The sequence below is a fragment of the Pseudomonas sp. Y24-6 genome, assembly GCF_020295325.1.
Lineage (GTDB): Bacteria > Pseudomonadota > Gammaproteobacteria > Pseudomonadales > Pseudomonadaceae > Aquipseudomonas > Aquipseudomonas gregormendelii.
On the sequence record NZ_JACBXG010000019.1, the window covers coordinates 17,243 to 35,518 of the forward strand.

Annotated in this window: 19 protein-coding genes and 1 pseudogene; 13 read left to right on the forward strand and 7 right to left on the reverse strand. The window is 61.1% G+C overall.

What is annotated here, in order from left to right; genetic code table 11:
- Window positions 1-78: 78 nt before the first annotated feature.
- Window positions 79-990, forward strand: coding sequence for an SDR family oxidoreductase (locus tag HYI44_RS26625; RefSeq protein WP_225570937.1), 912 nt, complete (start codon window positions 79-81; stop codon window positions 988-990).
- A 168-nt stretch (window positions 991-1,158) separates the two neighbouring features.
- Here the strand turns inward: HYI44_RS26625 and HYI44_RS26630 are convergent, their stop codons facing one another.
- Both HYI44_RS26630 and HYI44_RS26635 read right to left on the reverse strand, forming a co-directional pair.
- Window positions 1,159-1,482: a hypothetical protein gene (locus HYI44_RS26630; RefSeq protein WP_225570938.1), complete on the reverse strand. Its 324-nt coding sequence runs from the start codon at window positions 1,480-1,482 to the stop codon at window positions 1,159-1,161.
- 57 nt (window positions 1,483-1,539) lie between these two features.
- Window positions 1,540-2,331: an IclR family transcriptional regulator gene (locus HYI44_RS26635; protein WP_225570939.1), complete on the reverse strand. Its 792-nt coding sequence runs from the start codon at window positions 2,329-2,331 to the stop codon at window positions 1,540-1,542.
- A gap of 164 nt (window positions 2,332-2,495) precedes the next feature.
- Here HYI44_RS26635 and hmgA point away from each other — a divergent pair, with 164 nt between their 5' ends.
- Genes hmgA through maiA form a run of 3 tightly spaced genes read left to right on the forward strand, consistent with a single transcriptional unit; the run spans window position 2,496 to window position 5,762 of the window.
- Window positions 2,496-3,806 (forward strand): homogentisate 1,2-dioxygenase, encoded by a 1,311-nt coding sequence (gene hmgA / locus HYI44_RS26640; protein ID WP_122837551.1) that lies wholly within the window; start codon window positions 2,496-2,498, stop codon window positions 3,804-3,806.
- A gap of 3 nt (window positions 3,807-3,809) precedes the next feature.
- On the forward strand, window positions 3,810-5,114 hold the full coding sequence (fahA, locus tag HYI44_RS26645; protein WP_122837552.1) for a fumarylacetoacetase: 1,305 nt from the start codon (window positions 3,810-3,812) through the stop codon (window positions 5,112-5,114).
- Between the two features lie 12 nt (window positions 5,115-5,126).
- Complete coding sequence (gene maiA / locus HYI44_RS26650; RefSeq protein ID WP_122837553.1) at window positions 5,127-5,762, forward strand: maleylacetoacetate isomerase; 636 nt, start codon at window positions 5,127-5,129, stop codon at window positions 5,760-5,762.
- A 133-nt stretch (window positions 5,763-5,895) separates the two neighbouring features.
- Here the strand turns inward: maiA and HYI44_RS26655 are convergent, their stop codons facing one another.
- The gene (locus HYI44_RS26655; protein ID WP_122837554.1) at window positions 5,896-6,699 is read right to left on the reverse strand and encodes a SirB1 family protein; all 804 of its coding nucleotides are present in this window, start codon (window positions 6,697-6,699) and stop codon (window positions 5,896-5,898) included.
- Window positions 6,700-6,874: 175 nt separating this feature from the next.
- On the opposite strand from HYI44_RS26655, the gene HYI44_RS26660 reads away from it, so the two are divergent.
- On the forward strand, window positions 6,875-7,894 hold the full coding sequence (locus HYI44_RS26660; RefSeq protein WP_045061405.1) for a Glu/Leu/Phe/Val dehydrogenase family protein: 1,020 nt from the start codon (window positions 6,875-6,877) through the stop codon (window positions 7,892-7,894).
- 158 nt (window positions 7,895-8,052) lie between these two features.
- Here the strand turns inward: HYI44_RS26660 and HYI44_RS26665 are convergent.
- A pseudogene (locus HYI44_RS26665) lies at window positions 8,053-8,307 on the reverse strand (YebG family protein); the annotation flags it as partial.
- A gap of 274 nt (window positions 8,308-8,581) precedes the next feature.
- On the opposite strand from HYI44_RS26665, the gene HYI44_RS26670 reads away from it, so the two are divergent.
- On the forward strand, window positions 8,582-9,082 hold the full coding sequence (locus HYI44_RS26670; RefSeq protein WP_045061403.1) for a phosphate-starvation-inducible protein PsiE: 501 nt from the start codon (window positions 8,582-8,584) through the stop codon (window positions 9,080-9,082).
- Here the strand turns inward: HYI44_RS26670 and HYI44_RS26675 are convergent.
- The 3 genes from HYI44_RS26675 to HYI44_RS26685 all read right to left on the reverse strand — a co-directional run bounded on the left by HYI44_RS26675 (window position 9,079) and on the right by HYI44_RS26685 (window position 12,422).
- Entirely contained in the window at window positions 9,079-9,396 is a 318-nt protein-coding gene (locus HYI44_RS26675) for a DUF3509 domain-containing protein (protein ID WP_045061402.1), read from the reverse strand. The two genes, HYI44_RS26670 and HYI44_RS26675, sit on opposite strands and share 4 nt — an antisense overlap.
- A 284-nt stretch (window positions 9,397-9,680) precedes the next feature.
- On the reverse strand, window positions 9,681-10,982 hold the full coding sequence (locus tag HYI44_RS26680) for a serine/threonine transporter (protein WP_225570940.1): 1,302 nt from the start codon (window positions 10,980-10,982) through the stop codon (window positions 9,681-9,683).
- 63 nt (window positions 10,983-11,045) lie between these two features.
- Window positions 11,046-12,422: an L-serine ammonia-lyase gene (locus HYI44_RS26685; RefSeq protein ID WP_225570941.1), complete on the reverse strand. Its 1,377-nt coding sequence runs from the start codon at window positions 12,420-12,422 to the stop codon at window positions 11,046-11,048.
- Between the two features lie 135 nt (window positions 12,423-12,557).
- On the opposite strand from HYI44_RS26685, the gene HYI44_RS26690 reads away from it, so the two are divergent.
- The 7 genes from HYI44_RS26690 (at window position 12,558) to HYI44_RS26720 (ending at window position 18,116) form a co-directional block, all read left to right on the forward strand.
- Window positions 12,558-13,505 (forward strand): LysR substrate-binding domain-containing protein, encoded by a 948-nt coding sequence (locus HYI44_RS26690; protein WP_045061400.1) that lies wholly within the window; start codon window positions 12,558-12,560, stop codon window positions 13,503-13,505.
- Between the two features lie 214 nt (window positions 13,506-13,719).
- Entirely contained in the window at window positions 13,720-14,127 is a 408-nt protein-coding gene (locus HYI44_RS26695; RefSeq protein ID WP_045061399.1) for an HPF/RaiA family ribosome-associated protein, read from the forward strand.
- Window positions 14,128-14,349: 222 nt separating this feature from the next.
- Window positions 14,350-14,655, forward strand: coding sequence for a DUF3649 domain-containing protein (locus tag HYI44_RS26700; RefSeq protein WP_225570942.1), 306 nt, complete (start codon window positions 14,350-14,352; stop codon window positions 14,653-14,655).
- Window positions 14,652-16,232, forward strand: coding sequence for a PepSY-associated TM helix domain-containing protein (locus HYI44_RS26705; protein ID WP_225570943.1), 1,581 nt, complete (start codon window positions 14,652-14,654; stop codon window positions 16,230-16,232). Before HYI44_RS26700 ends, HYI44_RS26705 begins: the two co-directional genes overlap by 4 nt.
- The gene (locus tag HYI44_RS26710; RefSeq protein ID WP_225570944.1) at window positions 16,233-16,559 is read left to right on the forward strand and encodes a DUF3325 domain-containing protein; all 327 of its coding nucleotides are present in this window, start codon (window positions 16,233-16,235) and stop codon (window positions 16,557-16,559) included.
- 4 nt (window positions 16,560-16,563) lie between these two features.
- Window positions 16,564-17,130 (forward strand): RNA polymerase sigma factor, encoded by a 567-nt coding sequence (locus tag HYI44_RS26715; protein WP_225570945.1) that lies wholly within the window; start codon window positions 16,564-16,566, stop codon window positions 17,128-17,130.
- Window positions 17,127-18,116, forward strand: coding sequence for a FecR family protein (locus tag HYI44_RS26720; RefSeq protein ID WP_225570946.1), 990 nt, complete (start codon window positions 17,127-17,129; stop codon window positions 18,114-18,116). Before HYI44_RS26715 ends, HYI44_RS26720 begins: the two co-directional genes overlap by 4 nt.
- Window positions 18,117-18,276: the final 160 nt, after the last annotated feature.

Genomic DNA, 18,276 nt, shown 5'->3' on the forward strand with positions numbered 1-18,276 from the left:
CCCAGCCGTTTTCATTGTGACCCGCAGCCCCGTGCCTGACACTCGGGCCCATGTCCCTTTGGCCTGGAGTTGTCCCCCATGAGTGAGTCTGTGCGCTTCGAAGATAAAGTCGTGATCATTACCGGTGCCGGCGGCGGCCTCGGTCGCGCCCACGCGTTGCTGTTCGCCAGTCAGGGCGCGAAGGTTCTGGTTAACGACCTGGGAGGTTCGGCCCAGGGGGAGGGCGCCAACGCTTCGGCGGCTGATCGAGTGGTCGCGCAAATTCGCGAAGCGGGCGGCATCGCCGAAGCCAACCACGACTCCGTCACTGACGGCGACAAAATCGTCCAGCACGCCATGGACGCCTTCGGCCGGGTCGATGTAGTCGTCAATAACGCCGGGATCCTGCGCGACAAAACCTTCCACAAAATGGAAGACGCCGATTGGGACCTGGTCTACCGCGTCCACGTCGAGGGCGCCTACAAGGTGACCCGCGCGGCCTGGCCGCATATGCGCGAGCTAAACTACGGCCGGGTGATCTTCACTGCGTCGACTTCCGGCATTTACGGCAACTTCGGCCAGTCCAACTACGGCATGGCCAAACTCGGCCTCTACGGCCTGACCCGCACATTGGCCATTGAAGGTCGCAAGAACAATATTCTGGTCAACGCCATCGCCCCCACCGGCGGCACCCGCATGACCGAAGGCCTTATCCCGCCGCAAGTGTTCGAACAACTCAAGCCCGAGCTGGTCAGCCCGCTGGTGGTGTACCTCGCCAGTGAAAACTGCCAGGAAACTTCAGGGCTGTTCGAGGTAGGGGGTGGCTGGATGGGCAAAGTTCGCTGGGAACGCAGCCTGGGCGTCGGGTTTGATCCGCGGGCGGGATTCTCGCCGGAAGATGTGGCGGCGAATTGGCAGCAGATTTGTGATTTCGAGGGGGCCGCGCATCCCAAGGATAATATCGACGCGCTGAAGGAGATGATGGGGAATTTGCAGAAGTACTCGTTGTAAACGCAGGTTTTTTCTCTGTGGCCACACCTGGGGGAGCAAAGCGTTGCTCCCACAAAAACGCCCATAAAAAAGGCCGCTGCAAACGCAGCGGCCAAAGTAAGACGTTCGATTAAGGAGCTACAAATCAACGTCTGTGTACAGGGTGCAACGAACCGAAAAAACTTCGATTCATCTGAATCTGGTCAACGATGCCGTGGACAACAACACACCGCCATCGATCCGCGCCTCCAGCCTGTTCCCCTGAAAGCCCGCCCAGAATAAAGCCTTGTTCCCAAAGGAAAAATAGCGATTACCGACATGCACTGTTGCAGCATCGGCAACAGTGCATGCGCGGCGCATCCACGCCCCTGATACCGCCCCATCCACCTCGCGCATACCCCGCGCGAAGTCCTGGGCGCTCAGGCTGCCATCTTTTTTGGCGGATGACGCCCAGGCGTTCGTGCTGCTGCGCGATGCGGAGCGCTTGATGCAGCAACGGCAGATCGCCGACACCGTTTACCTTGGCGTGCGGTTTCAGGTCAGCAGTCAGTCTGTTGCCTCATCCTGAGGTCACTGGGCAGGGGCGGGCTCAAAGCCCATGCGCCAGCTGACGGCGCGGGTAGCGGCCAGCAATCGCTGCGCTGCGGGGCCGTCTTCATCGGCGTGGAACAACGACGCCGGGCCGACAATGGTCATTACCGCCACCACCTGGCCCACGGCGTTGAACACCGGCGCCGACAATGCATCCACGCCGGGCATCAATAACCCGTGCACGTGATGCAGGCCGCGGTCGCGGATGCGTTCACACAGCGTCGCGTAGGCCTGGTCGTCCGCCAGCGGGTGGGGCTTGCCTGCCTGTAGCTCTATCTCGCGCAGATCCACGGTTTCGCGCTTGGGCAAGTAGGCACCAAATACCAGGCCGGTGGACGAACTGAGCAGTGGCAGCACCGATCCCAGTTGAGTCACCACCGTGACGGCACGAATCGCGGGTTCAATGTGCACAACCGTCGCGCCCTGGTTGCCCCACACCGCCAGGAAACAGGTTTCGTTCAGTTCGTCGCGCAAGTCGGCCAGGGGCAGCGCGCCGACTTTCAGCACGTCCATACTGTTCAGGGCTGCCAGGCCCACGCGAAGGGCTTCACGGCCCAGGCCGTAATGGTTGGTCGCGGAGTTCTGTTCGGCAAAACCACTGGCGATCAACGCCTGCAGGTAGCGATGCACTTTGCTCGCCGGCATCTGCACATGTTCGGCCAGGCGTGACAGCGAAGTCGAAGGCGACAACTCGGCGAGCGCCTTGAGGATGTCGGTGCCGACCTCGGCCGAGCGGACTTTCTGCTTGTCGTTGCTACGCGGCGTTTCCATGAAGGCGATCTGATCCTGTTACGAATGGGCGTCTTTATAGCTTGACGGTAGAAACCAATCAAATTACGTTATGCGTAATCGAATTACGATAAAAATAACCCGGGCGTGCCGAGATTTCTGCAAAGCAGGACTGGCCACGGCCTGCTCCCTGTTCAGGAGGCTCCATGAACCTCGATTCAACCGCGTCCGCAGCCGGGCCTGCCTACCAGTCCGGTTTCGGTAACCAATTCAGCAGCGAAGCCCTGCCTGGCGCCTTGCCGATCGGGCAGAACTCTCCGCAGAAAGCCCCGTACGGGCTGTACACCGAACTGCTGTCTGGCACGGCCTTCACCATGGCCCGCGCCGAGTCGCGGCGCACGTGGATGTATCGCATCCAGCCCTCGGCCAATCATCCCGCGTTCGTCAAGCTTGAACGCCAACTGGCGGGCGGCCCGCTGGGTGAGGTGACCCCTAATCGCCTGCGCTGGAACCCGCTGGACATGCCGGATGAGCCGACCGACTTCGTCGACGGGCTGGTCAGCATGGTGGCCAACTCAGCGGCGGAAAAACCGTCCGGCATCAGCATCTACAGCTACCGTGCAAACCGCTCCATGGAGCGCGTGTTTTTCAATGCTGACGGTGAGTTGCTGCTGGTCCCCGAGAGGGGTCGCCTGCGCATCGCCACCGAGCTGGGGGTGCTGGAGCTGGAGCCGCTGGAGATCGCCGTGCTGCCCCGGGGCATGAAATTTCGCGTCGAATTGCTGGACCCGCAGGCCCGTGGCTACATTGCCGAAAACCATGGGGCGCCGCTGCGCCTTCCGGACCTCGGGCCTATTGGCAGCAACGGCCTGGCCAACCCTCGCGACTTCCTGGCGCCGGTCGCGCATTATGAAAACCTCCAGCAGCCGACCACGCTGGTGCAGAAATTCCTCGGCCAGCTGTGGGGCTGCGAGCTCGATCATTCGCCGCTTAACGTGGTCGCCTGGCACGGCAACAACGTGCCGTACAAATATGATCTGCGCCGGTTCAACACCATCGGCACCGTCAGTTTCGATCATCCGGACCCCTCCATCTTTACCGTCCTGACATCGCCCACCAGCACCCACGGCCTGGCCAATCTCGACTTCGTGATCTTTCCGCCACGCTGGATGGTGGCCGAGAACACCTTCCGTCCGCCCTGGTTCCACCGCAACCTGATGAATGAATTCATGGGGCTGATCAAGGGCGAGTACGACGCCAAGGCCGAAGGTTTCGTGCCGGGCGGTGCGTCCCTGCACAGCTGTATGAGCGCCCATGGGCCCGACGGCGAAACCTGCACCCGGGCAATCAACGCTGAACTGGCGCCGGCGAAAATCGATAACACCATGGCCTTCATGTTCGAAACCTGCCAGGTCCTGCGCCCGAGCCGGTTCGCCCTGGAGTGCCCGCAATTACAGAAAAACTACGACACTTGCTGGGCCACGCTGCCCGCCACTTTCGACCCGACCCGGAGATAACCCATGACTCAGACTTCCACTACTCGCAGCTGGGTTGCTTCGGCCAACGGCCATGTCGATTTTCCGTTGCAGAACTTGCCACTGGGCGTGTTCAGCATCGACGGCGGGGCACCGCGCAGTGGCGTGGCCATCGGCGATCACATCTTCGATCTGGAAGCGGCGCTGGATGCCGGCCTGTTCGAAGGCGATGCCAAAGCGGCGGCCGAGGCCACCTGCGGCGGGCAACTGAATACTTTTTTCCAGGCCGGTACGCCAGCGCGCAAGGCGTTGCGTGAGCGGCTGCTGCAGTTGCTGGCAGAAGGCAGCACCCTGCACGGCAAAATCGAAGCCCAGGGCGCCAGGTTGCTGCCGCTGGCGGCAAACTGCGTGATGCACCTGCCGGCGAAAATCAGCGATTACACCGACTTCTACGTGGGCATCGAGCATGCGCAAAACGTCGGCAAACTGTTCCGCCCGGACAACCCGCTGCTGCCGAACTACAAGTACGTGCCAATCGGCTACCACGGTCGCGCCTCGACCATTCGCCCCTCCGGTACCGACGTTCGCCGCCCCAAAGGCCAGACCCTGCCGGCCGGCCAGGCCGAGCCGGTGTTCGGTCCGTGCGCACGGCTGGACTACGAGTTGGAACTGGGCATCTGGATCGGCCAGGGCAACGAAATGGGCGACTCGATCGCCATCGCTGACGCCGCCGATCACATCGCCGGTTTCTGCCTGCTCAACGATTGGTCGGCGCGGGACATCCAGGCGTGGGAGTACCAGCCACTGGGGCCATTCCTGTCGAAAAGTTTCATCACCAGCATCTCGCCCTGGGTGGTGACGGCTGAAGCACTGGAGCCGTTCCGCCGTGCCCAGCCCGCACGTCCCCAAGGCGATCCGCAACCGCTGCAGTATCTGTACGACCCGCGTGACCAGGCCGCCGGGGCTTTCGACATTGAACTGGAAGTCCTGCTGCTCACCGAAACAATGCGCGAGCAGAATCTGCCGGCCCATCGCCTGACCCTGAGCAACACCCGGCACATGTACTGGACCGTGGCGCAGATGGTGGCGCATCACAGTGTCAACGGCTGTCAGTTGCAGGCGGGCGACCTGTTCGGTTCGGGCACTTTGTCCGGCCCGAAGAACGGTCAGTTCGGCAGCCTGCTGGAAATCACCGAAGGCGGGAAAAAGCCGATTGAACTGGCGAGTGGTGAGGTGCGTAAATTCCTCGAGGACGGTGACGAGATCATCCTGCGCGCCCGTTGCAGCCGGGACGGGTTTGCCTCCATCGGATTTGGCGAGTGCCGCGGCAAAGTGCTGCCGGCGCGTTAAGAGGATCGGCCGATGGAACTCTTTACCTATTACCGTTCGACATCGTCCTTCCGGGTGCGGATTGCCCTGGCACTCAAGGGCCTGGACTATCAGGCGCTGCCGGTCAATCTGATCGCGCCGGCGGGGGGCGAGCACCGCCAGGCGCCGTATCTGGGCATCAACCCGCAAGGCCGCGTGCCGGCCTTGCGCACGGATGAAGGCGATCTGTTGATCCAGTCGCCCGCGATCATTGAGTACCTCGAGGAACGTTATCCACAGGTGCCGCTGTTGGCCACCGATCTGGTCGCTCGCGCCCATGAGCGCGGAGTCGCGGCGCTGATCGGCTGCGATGTGCACCCGCTGCATAATGTCAGCGTGCTCAATAGGCTTCGGCAGTTGGGTCACGATGAACAGCAGGTAGTCGAGTGGATCGGGCACTGGATCAGTCAGGGGCTTGGGGCCGTGGAACAGTTGATTGGTGACCAGGGGTACTGTTTCGGATCGCAACCTGGGGTGGCGGATGTTTATCTGATACCGCAGCTGTATGCGGCTGAGCGCTTCAACATCTCCCCGCAGGCCTGGCCGCGGATTCGTCGAGTGGCGGCGCTGGCAGCGGCTCACCCGGCATTCATCAAGGCACACCCGGCCAATCAGCCGGACACTCCCTGACTGCACACGCCAATATAAACATCCGGCAACCTGTGGGAGCACAGCTTGCTCGCGATGGCGTTGTGTCATTCAACATCAATGTCTACTGACACACCGCCCTCGCGAGCAAGCTTTACTTCCACAGGATTGGGTATCAGTGGACGATGGTGTTTGGCGGCAAGTGCCCCAGCCGTTCGGTCAGGCGAATCCGCTGGATCGGATCTTCGCTGAGCATCAATGCATGCTCCAGGTCGAAGCGTTCGGCATTGGGACAGTCCAGTCTTTGATACAGGCTCGCCCGGGCCAGGTAGTCGGCGGCGCTGGCGTTGCCCAGTTCCAGTACCCGCTCGGCATCGATCAGGGCACCGATATAATCATCGTGAGCCAGATGCAGTTGGCGCAGGTTGCGGGACAGACGTTGCAGCATCTGCAGCGGTTCGGCGGTGACCAGATGCTCGGCGCTCAGCTTCATGTTCGGACCGTATTGGCGATGCAGCAACTCCCGGCAATCATTCGGGTACAGACGCCGCCCGCCGCAAGGATCAAGCAGGTGGTCGGCGCCCGGAACCCGCAGTAGAAAATGCCCCGGGAAATTGACCCCGACCATCGGTATTTCCAGGCGCCGGGCCAGCTCAAGCGCGATCAAGCCCAGCGCCAGGGGTTGTCCGCGTCGGCGTGTCAGCACCTTGTCCAGCAATGCCGCCTGCGGACGCAGCGGCGTAAAGTCGTCCTGGGCAAACCCCAGGTCATTCATGCGGCGCAGCAACGGTTGCGCCAACTCGCTCACAGGCAACATGGGCAAACCATGGCTAACCCGCTGCTGCAGATCCCTGAACCCAGCCAGTAGGGATTCGACGTTCAGCTCCTGGTCATGCTCGACACAGATCCACAGCGCCGCCTCGAACAGCGCGGGCGGTGATCGTTGCAGGCACTCAAAGAAGCATTGGCGGGGCGTCATCAAAATCTCCCGGGACATGCCTCGTTTTAGCCCCGTCTCCCTCATTCGTCCAGTGCCCCGAAAGGTTATGTCCGAATCCCTTAACCCGAGCGCTGCTTATTCCGGCGTGCTTCAGCAAAATTCAGGCGCGAGCCTATACTGGCGACTACAAGAAGTGATTTTCGGGAGCCTTACGATGTTCGCTCTCATGCAAAGCAATCGCCTTGAATCGCTGCATCTGAGCGTCGACCCGGTCACCGGGTTGAAGGCGGTCATTGCCATTCATGACAGCCGTCTGGGCCCGGCCCTTGGCGGATGTCGATACCTTGCCTATCCTGACGACGAATCCGCCGTCGAGGACGCTGTGCGCCTGGCCCGGGGCATGAGCTACAAAGCGGCGCTTGCCGGCCTGGCCCAAGGTGGCGGAGTTGCCGTGATCATCCGGCCGATGCACGTGGAAAGCCGCGCCGCGCTGTTTGAAGCGTTCGGTCGTTGCGTCGACCAACTCGACGGGCGCTACATCACCGCTATCGACAGCGGCACTTCGGTAGCCGACATGGACTGCATCGCCCAACAGACCCAGCATGTCACCAGCACCACCTCGGCCGGTGATCCTGCCCCACATGCCGCAATGGGGGTGTTTGCCGGTATTCGCAGCACGGCAATGGCACGCCTGGGCAGCGATAACCTTGAAGGCCTGCGCGTGGCAATCCAGGGGTTGGGCAATGTGGGTTACGCGTTGGCGGAACAGCTGCATGCGGCCGGCGCTGAACTGCTGGTGAGCGACATTGACCACGGCAAGGTCCAGCTTGCGATGGAGCAACTGGGCGCTCATCCAATCGCCAACGATGCATTGCTCAGCACGCCCTGCGATATCCTCGCGCCATGCGGCCTGGGCGGAGTCCTTAACAGCAACAGCGTGTCGCAATTGCGCTGCTCGGCGGTGGCGGGCTCGGCGAACAATCAGTTGACCCATGTCGAAGTCGCCGACTTGCTTGAGCGGCGGGGGATTTTGTACGCCCCCGATTATGTGATCAATGCCGGCGGGTTGATCTATGTCTCGCTCAAGCACCGTGGTGAAGAGCTGACCACCATTACCGCGCACCTGTCGAAAATCAGCTCCCGTCTCACCGAGGTGTTCGCCCATGCCCAGGCGGAAAAGCGTTCCCCTGCGCGGGTGGCAGATGAGCTGGCGGAGCGGGTGTTGTATCGCTGATGCCCAGGCACGAAAAAGGCCCTGAGTCGCTGGACTCAGGGCCTGTTCAATTCGGGCGCTGATTACTTTGGTGCTTTTGCCGCCTTTGCAGGTTTGGCGGGGGCAGCGGGTTCAACCGCTTCAGGTTCTTGCGCCACTTCAGCGGGGGCAACCACTTCGGCAGGCGCGCTCAACAGTTCGGACAAGGCGTCTGGTTGACTCTTGAAAGCCTTGGCGAACACGTCGCGGTTTTTCGCCATGTAGATCCCGGCTTCTTCCACTTGCTGTTCGGTCAGGGACGGAACGGCTTTTTGCAACACTTCAGCCAGCAATTCGGCGAGTTCGAGCATTTTGTCATGACGGTCAGCTTCGGCTTTATCCATGAACAAGCGCTCCAGATCTCGGCTGCTGCGGTATACCACTTCGACGGCCATTCACCACCTCACATGCCTTCACATTAAGTTGTCGTATTCGACCACTGTATCTATATACAGCTAAAAGGATAAGCGAATCCTGCCGCTTTGGGTAGTGGCATTTCACTGTAGCCGTATTTTGACTGGGGAGTGGCGGGTTGTTGGTGTCCCCAAAGTGCCTCCCATCACCCGGCCGCCATCTCACCTTCCAACCCCTGGCCTTTTTTCTGCATGCCAAACAACCGTCACGTCAAAACCGCATCATCCGGTCAAACCGACCTAAGGAAGAACCACCGTGAAAATCAACTGGGCCGAGAAACTGCGGCAGAACGTGCACCAACTGGCCGAATCCCTGGGTAACCTGTTCGTCGAAAGCTTCCACTACCTGGCACTGTTCGCCATCGGAGCAGTAACCGCCTGGGCGGCGGTGATGGAATTTTTGGGAATGCTGGACAAGGGACACATCAAGATCGATGACATCCTGCTGCTGTTCATCTACCTGGAATTGGGCGCCATGGTCGGAATCTACTTCAAGACCAACCACATGCCGGTACGCTTCCTGATCTACGTGGCCATCACCGCACTGACTCGCCTGCTTATTTCCAACGTGTCGCATCACAACCCACCGGATATCGGCATCATCTACCTGTGCGGCGGCATCCTGCTGCTGGCGTTCGCGATTCTGGTGGTGCGGTATGCCTCCTCGCAATTCCCTTCGGTGAAGATCGAGCACCCGCAGCGCAAGGTCGGCGCGGGTTCCAGCGAACATCCCGAAGTGGAAAAGGGCGAGCTTTAAAGCCCGATCGCCGGACGCGGCAAGCCCTTGGCTGGCGGCGGTGGCAGCGTCCGGTTGTCGCCGTCGGTCATCGCTTCGAGAATGGCCACGGCACTGTGGCCCTGCTCGATGGCGATGCCGAACTGAATGCTTTGCACCAGGCGCTTGAGCCGCTTGGGATCATTGCGCTGTTCGGCACTGATCATCCGTTTGGCCACCACGCGACCGCTGTTGGACAACGTCAGCATGATGCTGCCGTCGAGTCCCTGAATGCTCAGGTTGATCTGGTAATCCGGCGCGAAGGCATCGGTAATGAGCTGAAAAGGATTGTCCATGATGCGTCACCGCCTGATTGAACGTGCAGTTGTTGACCGACCATGATCGGGTTGGTTCGCATGACCGGACCATCGGCTGGCCGCTCGCGATCTCTCCCGGGGAACGTAGCAAGCGGCATGCCGGAAAGATTGTCGAACAAAAGCACAACCCTGCAGGACCGAGCTTGCTCGCGAAAAACCCGAGAACGGCGCGGGCTGCAAGCTTTCCCCCCGCGTTGACGATCATCCTTGATCGCCGCCCGGAGCTAGCGCACACCTGCAGCGCCTGGCGATTTCCGCCCGTTTCAGGGCAGGAATGAAAAGATGATCGCAGACAGTGCAATCAAGCCGATCAACACCACGAACACATTCGAAGCCTGGCCTGAGTACTGGCGTAATGCCGGTACGCGGCGGATGGCGTACATTGGCATCAGGAACAGCAGGCACGCGATGATGGGGCCGCCGAGTGTCTCGATCATGCCCAGGATGCTCGGATTGAACGTCGCCACTGCCCAGCAGCTGAGGATCATGAACACCGCCGTCGCGCGGTTCAGCCAGCTGGCGGACATGACCTTGCCACGGCCGCGCAGGCTCTTGACGATCAGGCCCTGGAAACCTTCGCTGGCGCCGATGTAATGGCCAAGGAAGGATTTGGTGATCGCCACCAAGGCAATCAAGGGCGCCGCGTAAGCGATCACTGGTGTCTGGAAGTGATTGGCCAGGTAAGACAGGATCGAGATGTTCTGTGCCTTCGCCGCCGCCAGGTCAGCCGGGGACAGCGCCAGCACGCAGCTGAAGCAAAAGAACATCACTGTCACGACCATCATTGCGTGAGCAATGGCGAGAATGCCGCTGCTCTTGGCTTCGGCCTGTTCGCCGTAGCGCTGTTTCTGATCCACCGCGAAAGCCGAGATGATCGGCGAATGGTTGAACGAGAACACCATTACCGGGATTGCCAGCCACAGGGTCTTGAAGAACAGCGGCATCGGCATGCCTTCACTGGCGGTGGCGAAGAACGCGCCGTTCCAGTTCGGAATCAGGCTGATACCGAGCAGCAGCAATGCGGCGACGAAAGGGTAGACCAGCACGCTCATGCATTTGACGATCACGCCCTGGCCGCAGCGAACGATGGCCATCAGGCCAAGGATCAACCCCAGCGACAGGATGGCGCGCGGCGGCGGGGAGATGTGCAGCTGGTGTTCCATGAAGCTGCTCAGGGTGTTGGTCAGCGCGACGCTGTACACCAGCAGAATCGGGAAAATCGCGAAGAAGTACAGCAAGGTGATCAGCTTGCCGGCCCCAATGCCGAAGTGTTCTTCCACCACTTCGGTGATGTCACCAGAGCGACCGGACAGCACGAAGCGGGTCAGGCCACGGTGTGCGAAGAAGGTCATCGGGAACGCCAGCACTGCAAGGATCAGCAGGGGCCAGAAACCACCGACTCCGGCGTTGATCGGCAGGAACAGGGTGCCAGCGCCGATCGCCGTGCCGTAGAGGCCGAGCATCCAGGTGGTGTCGTGTTTGCTCCAGCCTTTGCTGACGGTCGCGGTGTCGCGTGTTACTTCTACAGCAGGATTTTCGGCAGCAGGTGTACGTACATCGGTCATCGTATTGGCCTCGTTATTGTTCTTGCTCGGGCTCACGTGGTACGGGCGGTCAGGGAATGCTCCTCAGCACTCCACCCAGCTCACGGCCAGGCCGCCCCGTGAAGTCTCTTTGTATTTGTCGTGCATGTCGGCGCCGGTATCGCGCATGGTGCGGATGACCCGGTCGAGGGAAATGAAGTGCTTGCCATCACCGCGCAGCGCCATTTGCGTGGCATTGATCGCCTTCACGGCGGCGATCGCGTTGCGTTCGATGCAGGGCACCTGAACCAGTCCGCCCACCGGGTCGCAGGTGAGGCCAAGGTTGTGTTCCAGACCGATTTCGGCCGCGTTCTCCAGTTGCTCCGGCGTCGCGCCCAGCACGTCCGCCAAGCCGGCAGCCGCCATGGCGCAGGCGGATCCGACCTCTCCCTGACAGCCGACTTCGGCACCCGAGATGGACGCATTTTTCTTGCACAGAATGCCTACCGCCGCCGCACCGAGGAAAAAGGCGACCACGTCGTCATCGGACGCATCCGGATTGAATTTCATGTAGTAGTGCAGCACCGCCGGGATGATCCCCGCCGCGCCATTGGTCGGCGCCGTGACCATGCGCCCGCCGGCAGCGTTCTCTTCGTTGACGGCGAGGGCGAACAGGTTGACCCACTCCATGGCGGACAGCGTGGAGGTGATGACATTGGGCTTGCCGATTTCCAGCAGGGCACGGTGCAATTTCGCCGCCCGACGTGGCACGTTCAGGCCGCCCGGCAGGATGCCCTCGTGACGCAGGCCCTGCTCGACGCATTCGCGCATCACCGACCAGATATGCAGCAGGCCCTGGCGAATCTCGGTTTCGCTGCGCCAGGCCAGTTCGTTGGCCATCATCAGCTCGGAAACCCGCAGGCCGTTCTGGTTACACAGCTTGAGCAATTCGGCGGCGCTGGAGAAATCGTAAGGCAATACGACGTCGCTGGACGGTGCGATGCCCGACTCGGCCTCGGCCGCCTCGATGATGAAACCGCCGCCTATTGAGTAATACGTCTGCTCGGCCAGTTCGCCGGTTTCGCCGAAGGCGGTCAGGGACATCGCGTTGGGGTGGTAAGGCAGGCTCTCGTCGAGCAGCAGCAGGTCGGTTTGCCAGTCGAACGCTATGGTGGTTTTCCCGGCCAGCTTCAGCTCGCGGGTTTTCAACAGTGTGTTGATCCGGTCTTCGATGCAGGTCGGGTCGATGCTGTCTGGCCACTCGCCCATCAGCCCCATCACGCACGCGCGGTCGGTGGCATGGCCGACGCCGGTGGCCGACAGGGAGCCATAGAGGCGAATTTGCACACGACGAACGGCGTCGAGCAGATTCTGCTCCTGCAGGCTCTGGGCGAAGGTTGCCGCAGCGCGCATGGGACCGACGGTGTGGGAACTGGACGGGCCGATGCCGACTTTGAAGAGATCAAATACACTGATAGCCATGCTAAAGCCTATACAAGCAATGGAAGAAAAATCGCTGCCATTTTTGTAGGACAAGCGCAATGTCGGCGATACTGCCCACCTCGGTCCTACAAGACCAACGAAATTTCCTACTCAAGCCTTTAGCAGGACTAAACGATGAGTCGTCAATTGCATGCCCAGACTTACGTCTGGTTGCACGTTTTTTCCTGTGCCGCGCGGCACCTGTCGTTTACCCGATGTGCTGAAGAGCTGCATATCACGCCGGGTGCAGTCAGCCAGCAGATTCGGCAACTGGAAGAGCGCCTCGGATTCCGGCTGTTTCATCGACGTGCCCGGGGCGTTGAATTGAGCGCAGAAGGCCAGCGATTGGCCATTACCGTGAACGAAGCGTACGGCAGCATCGATGCGGAATTGCGACGACTGGACGCCGGAATGATCAGTGGCATCCTGCGGGTGCGCTCGATTCCATCGTTCCTCAGCAAATGGCTGACGCCTCGGCTGCCGCGTTTGCAGCAGCGCTTTCCGGATATTCAGCTGCGGCTGGTGGCCGAGGACAGCAGCGTGCCGTTGCACGAAGGCGACTTCGACCTGGCGATCGACCTTAACGACGGCAGCTACCCAGGGTTGTTATCCACAACTCTGCTGGACGAGCAGATTTTCCCGGTCTGTGCCCCGGGCCTGTTGCGCGGCCGCCCGCCGCTGCACGGCCCGGCGGACCTGCTGCACTTTCCGTTGCTGCACGACATCACCGCCTGGCGCGGCAGCTATGAATACGCGGAATGGGAGTTTTACCTCAACGCCATCGGCTTTGAAGGCGCAGACGTGCGGCGCGGGCATACCTTCAACCGCAACCACCTGACCATCGAAGCGGCGATTGCCGGCATGGGCGTGGCGATCGCGCGGCGTACCTTGCTCAATGACGAACTGGAACGCGGCACCTTGATCGTGCCGTTTGGCCTGGCGGTGCCCAACCATAAACGCTACGTGCTGCTGTATGCGCCTGGGGCGCTGAGTCACCCGGGCGTGCGGGCGGTACATGACTGGCTGGTGGAAGAGGCGGGGGTCTTTCGAAGCCTGCACCCGCTGGGCGAGCGGCAGATGTGAGCGGCCTGGGGGGCTGGACCCTGGCTACCCAACTCCCGACCTTAACAGTGCTTTTGGCGGTTGTCCGGCTTTTTTTGCGAATAGATATTTATCTTTTTTTAGGGGTTGAAATGTTCTTCCGCCAGCCTGATTGTGTAAGTAAGAGGTCACGGTGATGACGCCCAAGGGCTAGCCTGAAGGCCTCTCGCGAGCTAGCTGAAATAAGGGATGAACTATGCAAATCCAAGTCAACAGTGATAACCATATTCAAAGCAGCATCCGACTGGAGGAGTGGGTACGTACTACCATTGAGAGCACGCTCGAACGTTATGAAGAGGACCTGACCCGTGTCGAGGTTCATCTGCGGGACGAGAACGGCGACAAGCCCGGTCCCCACGATATGCGCTGCCAGCTGGAAGCGCGGCCAAAAGGCCATCAACCGATTTCCGTAACCCACAAAGCCGACACCCTGGAGCAAGCCATCGATGGTGCGGCGGAAAAACTCGAACATGCGCTTGAGCACCTGTTCGGCAAACTGCGGGGCAAACCACGCGCCGCGATCGTGCCGTTCGAAAGGGTTCAGGCTGATGCACTGCTCGAAGACGAGTTTCTCGAGAACGAACAGGCTGCGCAAAACGGCTGACGCCTGATGTGATCTTTTCCAGCCAACGACAAACGGGCCTGCATATGCAGGCCCGTTTTTATTTGGGTGGGGCGCGAACCCTTTTGAGAGCGAGCTTGCTGCGGGCGGCGGTCTGACTCAAGTCTCGTCGAACTCTTTTGCGTATGAGAATATTTATCATTATTATTGGCGCCTGCTTAGCCGCGTGATGATCGCGCAGCTCCACTGTTTCAAGGCCGAAACATGAAAGTCAAAACCAGAGCGCTCCCCGTTTCTTATCGACTGGCGGTCACCTCGCGGGTGCTTGCCGCCGTGGTGGGTGGCTATGTGGTCGCCGCATTGGCCAGTGTCAGCGTGACCCTTTGGCTGCCGATGCCGCGCGCCGAAGCGGTGGTGACCGGGATGATGATCTCGTTTCTGGTGTACCTGTGCGCCGTGCTGTGGTGCTTTGCCTGCCGCAGTGCGTGGCAGGCCTGGTACGGCTTGATTGTTCCAGCCCTGGTGCTGGCGGCAGTTTCCGGTGTGGCTGACTGGATGGGGCAGGCATGAAGGAGGGTTTTCGTCAGGCCATGGCCTGGGTCCATACGTGGACCGGGTTGGTCTTCGGCTGGCTGCTGTTCGCGATTTTCCTGACCGGCACACTCGCTTACTTCAACGACGAGATCAGTCACTGGATGCAGCCGGAGATTCCGGCGCGGTCGGTCTCCTCGGAACACAGCCTCGATCTTGCCCAGCACTACCTGCAGGAGCACGCACCGGGAGCTTCGCGCTGGCTGATCGACCTGCCGAGCGCTCGTCAACCGGCACTGACGGTGCGCTGGCAACAGTCGCCCGCCAAGCGCGGTGAGCGTGGCCAGTTCAGTGAAAAAAGCCTCGACCCCCAAACCGGTACTGAAGTGCAGGAGCGGGAGACCCGTGGCGGCGACTTCTTCTATCGCTTCCATTTCCAGCTGCAGATGCCCCATCCGTGGGGCCGCTGGTTGTCGACGATCGCGGCCATGGTGATGTTCATCGGTTTGATCACCGGGATCATCACCCACAAGAAAATCTTCAAGGACTTCTTCACCTTCCGCCCGCGCAAGGGCCAGCGTTCGTGGCTGGATGGCCACAACGCCGTGGGTGTGCTGGTGCTGCCTTTTCACCTGATGATCAGCTATAGCAGCCTGGTGATTTTCATGGCGATGGTCATGCCGGCGAGCATCCTCGCTTCCTACAAAGGCGATGTGCGGGCGTTCTACGATGAGGTCTTCCCTGCCTCCAGCACGCCGGAACTCGCCGGTACCCCGGGTCAGTTGGCGCCGATGGCGCCGCTGCTGGAGCGGGCGCGGGAGCAGTGGGCCGGGGGGCGTGTGGCGCGCTTGACGGTGAATAATCCGGCAGATGCCAATGCCTCGGTCGTGCTGGTGCGCGACGGTGCCGATCGGGTAGTGCACGATGCGAGCAGTGCCGTGACCTTCAATGGCGTCACCGGCCAACTGCTCAGTGCCACGCCCGAGCAACCGGCAGCGATGGCTGTCGCCGGCAGTTTCTACGGCTTGCATATGGGCCGTTTTGCCGGCCCGGTGTTGCGTTGGCTGTACTTTATCTGCGGCCTGGCGAGCACGGCGGTGATAGGCACCGGGCTAGTGATCTGGCTGGGCAAGCGCCAACTCAAGCATGCAAAGAGTGGCGTGATGCCGTTCGAGTTACGGCTGGTGGAAGTCCTGAACATTGCCAGCATGGCCGGGCTGACGGTCGCGGTGGCGGCGTTCTTCTGGGCCAACCGCCTGCTGCCGGTGCACATGACTGGCCGAGCGGACTGGGAGATCAACAGCTTCTTTATCCTGTGGGGCCTGAGTGTGATTCATGCCGGGATCCGCCCTGGGCGCAGCGCCTGGGTTGAGCAACTGATCCTGGCTGCGCTGCTGTTCTGCGGCATTCCATTGCTCAATGCGCTGACCACCTCGCATCACCTGGTAGCGGCCCTGACCCAAGGTGATTGGGCGATGGCCGGATTTGACCTGGCTTGCCTGGGTAGCGGCCTGTTCCTGGCCTGGGCCGCATGGAAAATGCGCCGCAGCGGCCGGGTTGCAACCACCACCCGCCAACGTGCACCGGCCGTCAGCCTAGAGCGAGAGGTGAACTGAATGCTGCTGGCCCTGTTGCTCTGCTACAGCGGTTTTACCGTGTTGTGTCTGTCGATGGACCGGCATCACGCCGAACTGCTCGGTCACAAGACCACAGCGGGTCGCCGCAAGCTCCTGAAGCTGGCCGGTTGGTCGCTGCTGGCTGTTTCGCCATGGACTCTGGTGAGTCGGATCGGTTGGGGCCTGGGCCTGGTCGAATGGTTTGCGGTACTGATGCTCAGTGCCTTGTTGCTGGTGCTGTTGTTGCCCTATCGCCCGCGCCTGGTGCTGGCGCTCGCAGGCCTGAGTCTGCTCGCCAGCCCTGTTGCCGTGCTCGCGCAGTCATGACTCGATGATCGGCCTCCCGCCCGAATCCAGTGAAGACGAACAACAAGGCGGGGGACGCGCGCATTTCCTGCAAGTGTTCCTGTCCCAGCGCTCGCAAATGGAGGCATTGGTCAGCCGGCGGGTGGGCTGTCGGGCGACGGCCGCCGATCTGGTGCAGGACTTGTTCCTGCGTTTCTGGCGGCGGCCATTGGTGCAGGTCGAGGAACTGAGTACCTACCTGCTGCGTTGTGCCGGCAACATTGCCATCGACCATTTGCGCAGCGAAGGCGCACGGGTGCGCAGCAACGAGGGGTGGTTGCCGGACCAGCCGGACAGCCATGGCAGCGAGCCCGAGGCGGCGCTGGAAGCCGGCAATGATCTGCGCCACGTCGAGGCGGCGTTGCGCGCATTGCCCGAGCGCACGCGGCAGATTTTTCTGCTCAATCGCCTCCATGGGCGCAAATATGCGCAGATCGCCAAGGCCATGGGCCTGTCCCAGAGTGCCGTGGAAAAACATATGATGCGCGCACTCGAAGCCTGCAAGGCAAGCTTGCGGGACACCGAATTGCGCACGCCAGGGAAAGCACCGTGAACCACGCTGAACGTATCATTCCCACGCCGGCTCAGGAGCAGGCCGCGTATGCCTGGCTGAGCCTGCTGCATGACCATCCCAGCAGCGGCGACCAAGTGACCTTCAGTCACTGGCTGCAAGCCGATCCCGCCCACGCTGAGGCCTATGCCCAGGCCCAGGTGGTGTGGGAACTGAGCGAAGCTCCGGCGCGCACCCTGGCCGCCGAAGATGCGCTTGCCTTGCAGGGTTACCTCGATGCGATGAATCGTTCCGGCCAGTACCCTGTGCGGCGCTGGGCCGGTGGATTGGCAGTGGCGGCTTGTCTGTTGTTGATGGTCGGCATGAGCGTCGGTTGGCAGCCGATGCGCTGGCTGGATGACCTGGGGGCGGACTATGTGTCGGCTCCGGGGGAGATCCGCACGGTGACGCTGGCTGATCAGTCCCAGGTGACGCTCGATGCGGACAGCGCCATCGCTGTGGATTTCACTGGCGGTGAACGGCACGTGCATTTGCGTCGCGGCGCCGGTTTTTTCAGTGTCGTTCATACCGGCGAGCCTTTTGTCGTCGACGCCGAACAAGGTCAGGCGCGGGTATTGGGCACGCAGTTCGAGGTACGCCTGCAACCTGTTGGCGCTCAGGTGACGGTGCTGTCGGGGCGCGTCGGTGTCACGGCGCACAGGCAGGCTGCGCAGCAGATTGTCGGCGCGGGCCAGCAGGTGACTTACGGCGCCGGCTCTGCGGAGCAACTCCAGAGTGTGGACAGTGAAGCGCAACTGGCCTGGCGCCAGGGCTGGCTCAATTACTACAGGGCGCCGCTGGCGGATGTGGTGAATGACCTTGGACGCTATTACCCGGGGCGGATCCTGTTGCTGAACGATGAACTGGCGGCACGCCGGGTCAGCGGCAGTTTCCCGAGCAAGGATCCCCGGGCGGTGTTGAGTTCATTGCAGGGGGTGTTGGGGTTTGAGCAGACCGAGGTGTTCGGGCATCTGATTATTTTGCGGTAGAGCAAGATCAAAAGATCGTCCGAACGCGGCCCGAGCCTTCGGACGATCTTTTGATCTTCTACAAATATTTCAAAAATCAAGGTGAGGTAAAACCCCGCGCCATCCGTGTAGTGACTGAAACTGCGAGTCATTCGCATCCGTTGCGGTTCTACACAGGTCA